This window comes from Candidatus Micropelagos thuwalensis (assembly GCF_000469155.1).
Lineage (GTDB): Bacteria > Pseudomonadota > Alphaproteobacteria > RS24 > RS24 > Micropelagius > Micropelagius thuwalensis.
Map to the genome: position 1 here is coordinate 792753 of NZ_AWXE01000004.1, position 11965 is coordinate 804717.

The 11965-nt window shown below is 45.5% G+C and carries 10 protein-coding genes; 8 read left to right on the forward strand and 2 right to left on the reverse strand.

Annotated features, from left to right (window positions below; translation table 11 throughout):
• Positions 1-114 precede the first annotated feature (114 nt).
• From RS24_RS08480 to phoB, 8 genes are all read left to right on the forward strand, one after another.
• Complete coding sequence (locus tag RS24_RS08480) at positions 115-2541, forward strand: coiled-coil domain-containing protein (protein WP_021777794.1); 2427 nt, start codon at positions 115-117, stop codon at positions 2539-2541.
• Positions 2542-2643: 102 nt separating this feature from the next.
• Positions 2644-3681, forward strand: coding sequence for an ATP-binding protein (locus RS24_RS08485; protein ID WP_021777795.1), 1038 nt, complete (start codon positions 2644-2646; stop codon positions 3679-3681).
• Between the two features lie 198 nt (positions 3682-3879).
• Positions 3880-4956: a substrate-binding domain-containing protein gene (locus tag RS24_RS08490; RefSeq protein ID WP_021777796.1), complete on the forward strand. Its 1077-nt coding sequence runs from the start codon at positions 3880-3882 to the stop codon at positions 4954-4956.
• An 82-nt stretch (positions 4957-5038) separates the two neighbouring features.
• Positions 5039-6448: a phosphate ABC transporter permease subunit PstC gene (gene pstC, locus RS24_RS08495; protein WP_021777797.1), complete on the forward strand. Its 1410-nt coding sequence runs from the start codon at positions 5039-5041 to the stop codon at positions 6446-6448.
• Positions 6441-7724, forward strand: a complete 1284-nt coding sequence (pstA, locus tag RS24_RS08500) for a phosphate ABC transporter permease PstA (RefSeq protein WP_021777798.1) — start codon at positions 6441-6443, stop codon at positions 7722-7724. Before pstC ends, pstA begins: the two co-directional genes overlap by 8 nt.
• Positions 7708-8493, forward strand: coding sequence for a phosphate ABC transporter ATP-binding protein PstB (pstB, locus tag RS24_RS08505; protein WP_021777799.1), 786 nt, complete (start codon positions 7708-7710; stop codon positions 8491-8493). The genes pstA and pstB overlap by 17 nt, the downstream gene beginning before the upstream one ends.
• A gap of 7 nt (positions 8494-8500) precedes the next feature.
• On the forward strand, positions 8501-9211 hold the full coding sequence (gene phoU, locus RS24_RS08510) for a phosphate signaling complex protein PhoU (protein WP_021777800.1): 711 nt from the start codon (positions 8501-8503) through the stop codon (positions 9209-9211).
• Positions 9212-9219: 8 nt separating this feature from the next.
• The gene (phoB, locus tag RS24_RS08515) at positions 9220-9924 is read left to right on the forward strand and encodes a phosphate regulon transcriptional regulator PhoB (protein WP_021777801.1); all 705 of its coding nucleotides are present in this window, start codon (positions 9220-9222) and stop codon (positions 9922-9924) included.
• Here phoB and speB read toward each other — a convergent pair.
• Both speB and RS24_RS08525 read right to left on the reverse strand, forming a co-directional pair.
• Entirely contained in the window at positions 9921-10805 is an 885-nt protein-coding gene (gene speB / locus RS24_RS08520; protein WP_021777802.1) for an agmatinase, read from the reverse strand. The two genes, phoB and speB, sit on opposite strands and share 4 nt — an antisense overlap.
• Positions 10802-11965, reverse strand: a complete 1164-nt coding sequence (locus RS24_RS08525; protein ID WP_021777803.1) for a carboxynorspermidine decarboxylase — start codon at positions 11963-11965, stop codon at positions 10802-10804. Before RS24_RS08525 ends, speB begins: the two co-directional genes overlap by 4 nt.

Consider the following 11965-nt stretch of genomic DNA (forward strand, 5'->3'; position numbering starts at 1 on the left):
GTTTTTTTATTTTTACTTATCAAAAGTTAAGAAAATTTCATTTCAAATATTGTTGTTATGTAATTTAAACCATGTAATGCTCTTTGCGTTGAGAAATATACTTGGAGTTTTGCGATGGCCACGCGTAAGTCCACTAACGACAAAAAACCAACTGAGGCTTCAGTAAGCCCTGGAGAAAATAAGTTAGGGTTTTCACCAAACATTAATTCTACCTATAGTCTTGGTAGGACGGTTTATATCACCGCGTGGATTGTTGAAATCGTAGCTGCGATTATCGGACTTTTCATAGCCTTCTCTATAGGTATTTCCGAATTTGTAAATATCCCTGAAGCGGAGAGAGATTTTGGGGCTCACACGCGTGCAATTTTGGGTGCATTACCGTTTGTCTTGATTGCAATTCTCGAGCCGACCAAAATTTATCTCGCATCTGGTCTTTATCATTCACGTATTGCAAATCGGCTAGGTATGACTTTGGCCTTTCTTGTCGGTCTCACAGCTCTGACTTTTGTAACATTTGAAACAATGTTCAATGCCTTAATTCAGCAAAATACAAATATCACACAGCAAACCCGCCAGCTTGTTAATGAAAGATACGAAGTTCTTGATGCCATAGAAACCATTGATCGTGATATTAATCGCTTCTCATCAGCGACCCCTCAACAAATCCGTCAGCAATTTTCTGGACCAATTGAAAATCTTGAAGCAGATCGTAAGAGACGAATAGATACTGCCGCGCGCGACCATGATGAAACACTTACAACATTAACTGCAAGGCTTGACAGCTTGCAGGCCCAAAATGTGAGCAATGCTGGGGAGGTTCTAAGAGAAGAAATTTCTCGATTGAGTACTGCCATTCAAGATGTGACGCGCCTTAGACAAAATGCCGTTAGTAATATTAATAGCCGCTACAAGCAGCAAATTGATGAAATTAAAGCTCAAATCGAAGGCATTAATGAGGACAGGCGCGAGCAAATTGATAGCACGGATGACTTCTTTTTTGGTCGGTCACAGATTGTGCGTGAGATTAACACTGCTAGTAACAGTCAGATTGACGATTTAAGTGCTTCGATAGCCAAGCTTGAAAGTCAACGCGATGAAGAACTACGCGTTGCTATTTCCGGTTATGAAACAAGACAACGGAGTTTATCAACAGAGCAGGATCGCTTACGTAAAATTATTGCATCCCAATCTGAACGGCTTTCACAGGTGCGCAACACTCAAATCGAAACAGTTCAACGTTTGATTGCAAACTCAAAAGCTGATTATGCCGAAAGGCTGGATGCAATTAATGCACAAATTGACAAACAAATTGGCGAAATCAATGTTCAAAAACAGGCATCACTCGAAACCTCTGGCTCGCAGGCACTGTTGATACCGGCTTTACAGGAAAAAAAGAGCGAGCTGGTTATAAAAAGCAATGAGCTTCGTAAGGCTTACCGCGAAAAAGTTGAGAAAGTTCAAGTTTATCAGCTTACTGCCATTGTCTGTGGCACGCTGGAAGAATGGTGTTTTAAAGATAGTTCGCTTCTACCGACTGGAAGCGAGAGTTTTACGCGCGCGCGGGCGCGAGGTTTTGATGTTGCAGATTTGCCTGAAGAAAAAGTAAAATTTGTTTCGACACTCTGGTTTGGATCCACAGCGCTTATTGTCGCCACAATGGGGACATTTCTGGCGTTTATTTCATTCGTATTATCTGAAGACAGACAAATCAGAGCCCAACGCCGTAGCCGGTCGGGTAAAGTGATTGTCATGATGTTCCTGCGGTTCTCAAGTTTGCTCAAGGCTTTTGGGCAAAGCCTTATAGAGATAGCCGCACGAACAGGCGATGGCTTTATTTATGTGACGCGTGCATTGGTCTATTTGTTCCGTTTTGTTGTTGAGACGGTACTCGATATTATCGGCATGCTGGCGGATAGCTTGCGCATTCTGATTTTGGTGTTAAGCCGAGGTGTGCATATGACATTTGTCGAAATCCGACGCAATATTCGCAAGAATGCAGCCCGGACAATTAACGATGTTGAAGCCACAGCCCTGGTCACACCGTCGCTTGATAAGCCGACACAGGCCGATGGTGCTGGTGAAATCAATGCGGCGAACAGCGCCGCCGCGCAGGAGGCTCAGCCCCCCCAAAAATTAATGAAAGAGCCGCCTATCGAAGAACTAAAGACAGAAGAAATTGCAACGAAAGCGACAAAAGTTGATGCTCGACAAAATGCTGAAGAGCCAAAAGTAAGAGCTGTTCCGGTAACCAAAAAAATATCAGCTTCAGTAAATGCCTCACTTTCGTCAGTTCGTGAGACACTCAATAAAACGCTCTTTAATCCGGATATCATAAAATCTATCGGCGAGAAAATTCCCTTTAAGAGTGATGTTGCAGAACGCGTGGAGACGCCAAAAAAAGCACCGGTTCCCAGAAAGAAACCAGCAACTAAAAAGCAAGCCTCTGTCTCTACCAAAGAGTTGAATGCCGGACGGCGTACACCGCCGCGCCCGCCTAAAACCACACGTAAATCTCCACCAAAAAAATGGTATGAAGATTGATTTGGTCGATTATTTTGGTCTTACTGAAAGTTTCCTGTCGCTTTATGGTAAGATGGTTACTATGTAATCAATACGCACCAAATATAGGCATCCGGTTAGATAATGAAATCAGACCCTCACACATTGTTCGATAATTTTGATTTGTTGATCGATGACGGGCTCATTCTTGTGGACCCAAATGGAGAGGTTGTTCGGGCAAATCAATCGTCACTTTCCACTCTGGGCGAACGCATCATAAATCAGCCGCTTGAATATTATTTACGCCACCCCGATATAAATCAAGCGATTGATAATATTAAAGAATTTGGTGAGACGAGTCCACTTACCTACCTTCGTTATGATGATGTCCAGCACGAATATGTTGTGAAATTTGCTCCTTTTCCAGATGATCATTGTCTGGTTCGCATGAATGATGTCACAGCGCGTATCAGTTTTGATAAAATCAGATCGGAATTTGTCGCAAATGTGAGCCATGAATTACGTTCCCCCCTCACAACTCTTACCGGATTTATCGAAACCCTACAGACAACTGCTGCGGATGATCCTAAAGCCCGTATTGAATTTCTTGCTATTATGCGAGAGGAAGCAGGACGCATGCAGCGGCTAGTTGATAGTTTGTTGTCTTTGTCCCGCGTAGAGTCGCAAGAGCATTTACATCCCAATGACGATGTGCAGATGACGGATGTGGTGAAGGAAGTTTACGATTTGATGACGCATCGCGCAGCGCAATGCGGGATGCGTATAGAGCTTATAAATAATTTGCCGCAAAAACTTAATCCTATTGTTTTGGGCAAGAAAGATGAGTTGAGTGAGGTGCTCCATAATCTTCTGGAGAATGCAATTAAATATGGTTATCAGAACTCAACGGTTAAATTTATCCTTGAAACTGACGAGCCTAAAAAAATGGTGCAGATAAGTGTCGTTAATTCAGGTGAGGGTATTGATGAGATTCATCTGCCCCGTCTAACAGAAAGATTTTACCGTGTAGATAAAGCCCGCACTCGTAAGCTGGGTGGTACAGGACTCGGGCTTGCAATTGTGAAGCATATTGTGAACCGTCATAGAGGCCGTTTACAAATCACAAGTGAAAGGGGTGGTGAGACTGTATTCACAGTTTATTTCCCGATTATAGGGGCGTAGATTTCTGACATATCAGTTTAAAAATCAAAAGAACTAAAACGACTGTATATCGGGGGGGCATCCACATGATTTTGCTCTATTTTTGCAGTTATATGTAATGCGTCGATGCTTTTTGTGAATTTGTCACATTTCTGTAATATGAATGGGGTTAGTTGCAAATTACTGCTACTCTCATGCTCAAATCTATTGGAGGCAAACATGCCCAAAGTAAAAGTGTTTCAACCACATTTAAAAAAAATAATTCTCAAGAGTTTTCTTTCATTATTCATCCTCTCCGTAACAACGATTATTGCATCAGCGCGCGATCAAATTGTTGTTGTCGGCTCTTCGACAGTCTTCCCTTTTTCAACCACGGTTGCTGAGCAATTTGGCCGCAATACAGAATTTAAAACTCCTATCGTCGAGTCAACTGGATCCGGTGGCGGCTTAAAGCTTTTTTGTGCCGGTATCGGTTTGGAACACCCGGATGTGACAAATGCTTCTCGTCGCATCAAGAAAAGTGAATTTGATAATTGCCAGTCCAAAGGTATTGATATGACTGAGGTGGTTATCGGCTATGACGGCATTGTTGTGGCAAATGTCAAATCTGCCCCAAAACTCAATCTGAGTTTGAAGCACATTTTTATGGCGACCGCCGCTAAAGTCCCTGCACCGGGTTGTGAGACCGATTGTGCGCTGGTGGATAACCCTTATAAAATGTGGAGTGACATTGATAAGTCCCTGCCTGCCAAGAAAATCGAAATTCTCGGCCCACCACCGACATCCGGTACACGTGATGCGTTTCAGGAACTGGCAATGCAAGGTGGTTCAAAAGCATTCCCGACCCTCAATGCGCTTAAAAAATCAAATAAGAGTCAATGGAAGCGCATTGTTCATACCGTGCGTGAAGACGGCTCATGGATTGACTCGGGTGAAAACGATAATTTGATGGTTAACAAATTAATCGCTAATCCTGATGCAGTAGGTGTTTTTGGCTATAGTTTCCTTGAGCAAAATGCAGATAAGCTTAAAGGCGCTAATATTGACGCTGTCGCGCCAACTTTCGATAATATTGCCGAGGGCAAGTATAATATTTCCCGTTCCCTCTATTTTTATGTGAAACTTGCCCATATTGGCACGGTTCCAGGCATACAAGAGTTTGTAGAGGAATTTACGAGTGAAGCCTCATTTGGTGAGGAAGGTTATCTCGTTGATAAAGGTCTCATACCTCTCTTTGAAGGAGAGCGGGAAACCATACGGATGCAAGCCCTTACCTTGAAAAAACTGGATTTGTAAACTTCTTCATCGCGTTAAATCGTCCTGAATTGAGATTTTCAAAAGGGTATCACTATTCAGGGTTTTAATAGAGGTAATAATTTTGGAACTTATTGGGTGGGCATTTCTTGCTTTAATATTCCTGTTACCACTGATTGCCAATTTTTATGGTCGACGGCGCATACGTGGGCTAATGCTTGTGTCCGCGCAAAGGCAAACCGAAGGGAGTGTTAAACAACACTCCCTCACCTCTTTTCACGGCCTCTTTATGTCCATGAGTGTGCTTTTGCCAGTCTTGGTGATTCTCTTGTCTTGGCTGGTTTTTTCGCCAATGATTGTCTCCTCCTTATTGGTGTCAGAAATTACCAGACTGACCGGTGAGACAGATCCCCGTATGCTCAGTATTCTTATTTCTAAGCTGGAGGCCCTCTATGACGGTGTGCTTCAAGCAGAATTTGTTGAGCCGGAAGTGCGACAGGCGCTGGACTATTATAGCGCGTTAATAATCCGAGCTGATATATTTCTTTATGTTGTTACAATCGCAACGGCGCTTGCAGGTTTTGTCTTTTCAGCCCGATATATCTCTCCCCGGTTTGCGGCGCGGGATAAGGTTGAGGTCATCATCAAACGCCTGATGCAATTGGCTTCAGGTGTTGCGATTTTAACCACGATTGGCATTATTTTATCGTTGGCTTTTGAGGCTAGCCGATTTTTTGATACCATACCGATTAGCGATTTTTTATTCGGTACGCATTGGAGTCCGCAGATTGCTATTCGTGAAGGCCAGGCCGGAGGCTCGGGGGCTTTCGGTGCCATACCGCTTTTTGCCGGCACATTGATGATTACTTTTATTGCCATGTTGCTGGCTGTCCCTATTGGCTTGATGTCAGCGGTTTATCTGTCGGAATATGCGTCGAAGCGTTTACGGAATTTTGCCAAACCTGCGATTGAATTACTCGCCGGTATTCCAACTGTTGTTTATGGTTTTTTTGCCGCTTTGTTTGTCGCGCCTTTTTTACGGAATAATGGGAGTGTCCTTGGGCTGGATTTATCTTCCGAGTCGGCGCTGGCTGCCGGGTTGGTGATGGGAATTATGATTATTCCTTTTATCTCGTCACTCTCAGATGATGTGATTAATTCCGTACCGCAAAGTCTGCGCGACGGCGCGTCTGCGCTGGGTGCGACACAAGCAGAGACAATTACACAGGTTATTCTCCCTGCCGCTTTGCCTGGCATTGTGAGCGCTATCTTGCTTGCAATATCCCGTGCCATTGGCGAGACCATGATTGTTGTTATGGCCGCAGGTGTGGCAGCGAATTTAACCGCCAATCCGTTCGAGTCGGTTACAACGGTAACGGTTCAGATTGTGATGTTGTTGGTGGGCGACCAAGAATTTGACAGCGCCAAAACACTTGCTGCTTTCGCGCTTGGGCTTGTATTATTTTTTGTAACGCTGATGCTCAATGTTTTGGCGCTCTATATTGTTCGCAAATATAAGGAGCAATATGACTGATCAGGTGACACAAACAGCACAATCAAAGCGTTTGAAAAAACGCTATCAAGCTGAAAAAAGATTTAAATTTTTTGGGCTTGCAGCTATTTGTTCTGCAGCTGGTATATTGCTTATATTGCTTGGTGGATTGACACATATGTCTGTTCCAGCCTTTACGCATCATTACGTCACGCTCGATATTACCATTCCTGAAACGACCTTGAGCGCAAACCAAATAGCAGACGCCGCTGCCATACGCAAAGTGAATTGGCGCGGGATAGTGCGTAAAACGCTCAGAAACGAATTCCCGGATGTGACTGACCGACGTGGCAAGCGCGCTATCGGGAATCTGTTATCTGGCGGGGCTGGTGATGCGTTGCGTGATAAGGTAGTCAATGAACCTTCTATTATCGGTTCGACCGTATCGGTAGCTCTGCCGTTATCTGATGATGTTGATTTATTATTGAAGGGGCTGATTGACAGATCTCAACCCGAAGAAAATAGGGTGATATCTGACCGCGAATTGTCTTTTATCGACCATTTGGAGGCTGCCGGCCGGATTGATAGACGCATTGCCTGGTTCTTGTTTACATCGGGTGATAGCAGGGAAGCTGAGATGGCGGGCTTACGCAGCGCTTTTGTCGGTACGCTTTTGACCATGCTGGTGACACTCCTTTTCAGTTTTCCATTAGGTGTGATGGCGGCAATTTATCTGGAAGAAATCGCAACAAAAAATCGCCTCACGGATTTGATTGAGGTGAATATCAATAATTTGGCTGCTGTGCCATCCATTGTGTTCGGCTTGCTGGGCCTTGCGGTGTTTATTAACTTCTTTCATCTCCCACGTTCAGCGCCACTCGTCGGGGGGATGGTGCTGGCTCTCATGACGCTTCCGACCATTATCATTGCAACACGTGCCGCGCTTGCTGCTGTGCCACCCTCTATTAGAGAGGCCGCTTTGGGGGTTGGCGCTTCGCCTATACAGGTGATTTTTCATCATGTGTTGCCACTTGCCATGCCAGGAATTTTGACGGGAACAATTATCGGTCTGGCGCAGGCTGCAGGTGAAACGGCACCGCTTTTGATGATTGGTATGATGGCATTTATTGTTGATACACCAATGTGGATTGATGATAAGGCGACGGTTTTGCCGGCACAGATTTATATGTGGGCCAATAACCCCGAACGTGCCTTTCAGGCTAAAACAGCCGCCGGTATTATTTGCCTGATGGTATTTCTTCTGTTTATGAATGCCTTAGCGATATATTTGAGAAAAAAATATGAAAAGAGATGGTGATATGACGAGTTCAATTCCCAAAATCAAATCATCAGGCATCATCGTTGATTATGACGGTAAGCGCGCCTTGCATGGCATTGATTTAGATATCTATCCGAATGAAGTCACCGCACTGATTGGCCCCTCGGGTTGTGGAAAATCAACATTTCTGCGCTGTATCAACCGTATGAATGACGTCATTGATAATTGCACCGTGAGTGGGCGGTTGATGATTGACAATATGGATGTGTACGATCCTAAGATTGATGTTGTGGAACTCCGTGCGCGGGTGGGTATGGTTTTTCAGAAGCCTAACCCTTTTCCAAAATCAATTTACGATAATGTAGCCTATGGGCCGCGTATCCATGGTTTGACGGAAAACAAAGATGATATGGATCAGATTGTCAAAAAAAGCCTAAAGCGTGCCGGCCTATGGGGTGAGGTGAAAGAGCGTTTAGATGACAAAGCGTTGGGGCTTTCAGGTGGGCAGCAGCAGCGACTTTGTATTGCTAGAGCGATTGCGGTTAATCCTGATATTCTTTTGATGGATGAACCGTGCTCAGCACTCGATCCGATTGCGACATCTATTATCGAAGAACTTATTGATGAATTAAGGGGGCGCTTTACGATTGTTATCGTGACTCACTCCATGCAACAGGCGGCACGCGTATCGCAAAAGACAGGGTATTTTCATCTTGGGAATATCATCGAATATGGTGAAACACAGGAGATTTTTACGCGCCCACAAAATGAGCAGACAGAAGCTTATATATCAGGGCGGATTGGATAGTTATTAAATGGTAGAAAAACAACATATCGTGACGGCATTTGATGAGGATTTGGCGACATTGAACGACATGATGGCCAGAATGGGGGCTTTGGCCGAGACTCAACTTTTTGCCTCTACTGAAGCACTTATTGCCCGAAACCCGTCGAGTCTTGATGATATCATCAAACGTGATAAGGAACTCGATAATCTCGAGGCAGTGCTGAATGATAAAGTCATTGAGATTATTGCGTTGCGTGCTCCGCGTGCTGCAGATTTGCGGCATGTGATTGTCGCCTTGAAAGTGGCTTCAACACTGGAGCGTATTGGTGATTTGGCTAAAAACATAGCCAAAAGAAATAAGGTGATATTGGAAACCACGCTAAAAACGCAAATGTTGCCTTCTATCAGAGCCATGACATCTATGGTTCTGAAAATGCTCAATAAGACGCTGGATGCTTATGTTGATGTTGACCCGGTCACAGCGCTAGAAGTCATGGAGTATGATGTTGAGGTGGATAAGCTCAACACGGTTGTCTTTCAAAGTCTTATTGAAGAAATGTCGGATGATCAGGAACAGTTGAAGATTGGCCCACATCTGCTCTTTGTTGCTAAAAATATTGAACGCATCGGTGATCATATTACGGGTATCGCAGAACAAATTTACTTTTTACATCACGGAGAAATGCCAGATCAGGACCGGCCTAAAGCCGATAAATCGAGTACAATTGTATTGAGTTAGGTAGAGAGATGCCAGCCAAAATCCTTATAGTTGATGATGAGCCAGCACAGCAGCAATTATTGAGATATAATATCGAAAAAGCAGGCTATGACACTTTGCTTGCGGATAATGGTAAAGATGCCCTCCTCATTATTGAGGAAGTCAACCCGGATTTAATCATTCTTGACTGGATGATACCTGAAGCTTCTGGCATTGATGTTTGCCGTGAGTTACGCAGTCGCCCAGAGACGCGCCTGTTGCCGATTCTTATGATCAGCGCGCGTGGTGAGGAAGGTGACCGTGCGCTGGGGCTGGACTCGGGTGCTGATGATTACATCACTAAGCCATTTTCTCCACGAGAAATGGTATCGCGTATCAAAGCTTTGTTGAGACGTTCACGCCCGACATTGTTGCAGGATAAGCTGGAGTTTCAGGGCTTGGAATTGAACCCTGAAACCATGCGGGTAACGAGAAACGGCGATAATATTCATCTTGGAGCACGTGAATTTAAGCTTCTGAGCATACTAATTGAACGTCCGGAAAGGGTGTTTAGTCGTGACCAGCTACTTGATTTGGTCTGGGGGCATGGGGTTTATGTCGAGGAACGCACGGTCGATGTGCATATGAGCCGTCTGCGTCGCGCCTTAAATAAAAGGTCGGATGGCGGTCCGGATAGGCCGGATATGATACGCACTGTGCGCGGCGCAGGTTATGGGCTGACCAAAAAATATTAAGTTGATTTGAGTGTCGTTTTAGCGGCCATCGCCATAATGGTGTAGCAAATAAGCGCCGCCGTAAAATCATTCGATGTTTGTCCTTCAACTGGCGCAAGTTCGGTGATATCAATGCCGACACAGCGCCGTCCTCTTAGGGTGCTTTCCACCAAATCCAGAGATTGATAAAACCCTAACCCTCCCGGCACAGGTGTCCCTGTCGCGGCGATTACGGACGGGTCAAGACCGTCCACATCAAAGGTGATATAAATATTTTCTGGGAAATCATCCGGAACCTCAATTTGGCTGATATTGTTTCTTACCAGCATTGGCCCGTCATGGGTGATGACCCCGTGTTTGGTGCGGGCAAGCTCTTCTTCTGTGCTGAGCGCGCGAACGCCCAGAGAGACAATTGGCAGTCCCGCTTCCGCAAGTAGATGCATAACGCTGGCATGAGAGTGATGATGACCCTGATAGGCCACACGGAAGTCCGCATGGGCATCAATCTGAACGATACCAAGTTTTTCACCTTTCCGATGTAATGCATCCATGACGCCCATTACCGCGCCATAGCTAACACTATGCTCGCCGCCAAGTGTCACCGGAATATGTCCCTTTGCGCAAATATTGGTGGTTAGGTCGCGTAAGTCTTGCATGACCTTTTCAATCGGTTGGGTGCAATCAAGTTCAGGGTGCGTGAAAATACCCTGTTCGCATGGCTCGAAGCCCAAGACATTCCTCTCCAGCTGGTCGCTGGCTTGCAAAATAGCCTCCGGCCCTTTGTGCGTGCCTGTGCCATAAGAGACCGTGGCTTCCAGTCCACAGGGAATAATCTGAAACAAAGCGTCGGCTTGTTGATTTTCAGATGAGGTGAGTTCTGAACCTAAAAACTGAGACGTCATGATAAGCGCCTTTCAAAATCACCGAAATCAAATTCCCTAACTAGTTTAAGCGCATCCGTCTGGCTGTTCCAGATAGCGATGGATGGCATCTTCATCCCGTTAAAAGTGGTTGTTTTGACCATTGAGTAATGCGCTTGATCCAGAAAGGCGAGGCGTTGCCCACTTATGGGTCGTTCAGGGAGTGTGTAGGTACCGATAACATCACCGGCGAGACAACTCGGCCCACCCAGCGTGACGGTCACGCCATCTCCTGGCGTCTCATTGATGAGAGCCGGGCGGTAAGGGGCTTCCAACACATCCGGCATGTGGCACGTTGCCGAAATATCCAAAATAGCAATCGGGCCATCATTATCTGCCACATCCAGGACTTCGCCGACCAGTATACCCGCGTCAAACGCAATTGCAGTGCCGGGCTCAAGATAAATCTGCGCGTCATAGTCAGAGCGCAGTCTTTTCAATAAGGTGATAAGAGCTTCTGTCTCGTAATCTGGTTGCGTCAACATGTGACCGCCACCGAGATTGAGCCATTTAAACCGCCCCTTTTGTGCCGCCAGATAAGGTTCAATGGCGGCGACGGTGCGTGCAAGTGGATCGAGACCCTGTTCGCATAAATTATGAAAATGCAAACCGTCTATCTCTGGCAGGTCAAGCTGCATGAGTTGTTCTAGTGGTTGACCGAGCCGCGAGCCGGTCATGCTCGGGTCATATTTTGCTGTCTGCCCCTCTGAATGTTGTGGGTTGATACGCAAACCGGTGTCTGCCCCTTGTTGGCGTGTTATATCTGCAAAATTTGCGTGCTGGCTCAAATTGTTAAAAACCACATGGCTGGAAAGAGTTGCAATTTCTTCGATTTCTGACGGCTTGAAAGCAGGCGCAAAGCTGGAGAGCTCACCGGCAAAATATTTTCTGGCAAGTTGGGCTTCCCATAAACCCGACGCGCAACACCCTGCAAGATAGTCACTGATTAGCGGCGCGAGCGACCACATGGAGAAGGCTTTTAAGGCCAGTAGTATTTTTGTGTCAGCGGCAGTCGCTATGTCTTTGAGAATTTGCAGATTTTCTGTCAGTTTAATTTCGTCAATGACAAAACATGGGCTGGGGAGTCTCGACAAATCAAGTTCAGCAAATCTTCCGGCACCAGATGACTGAGTTGGTAACAT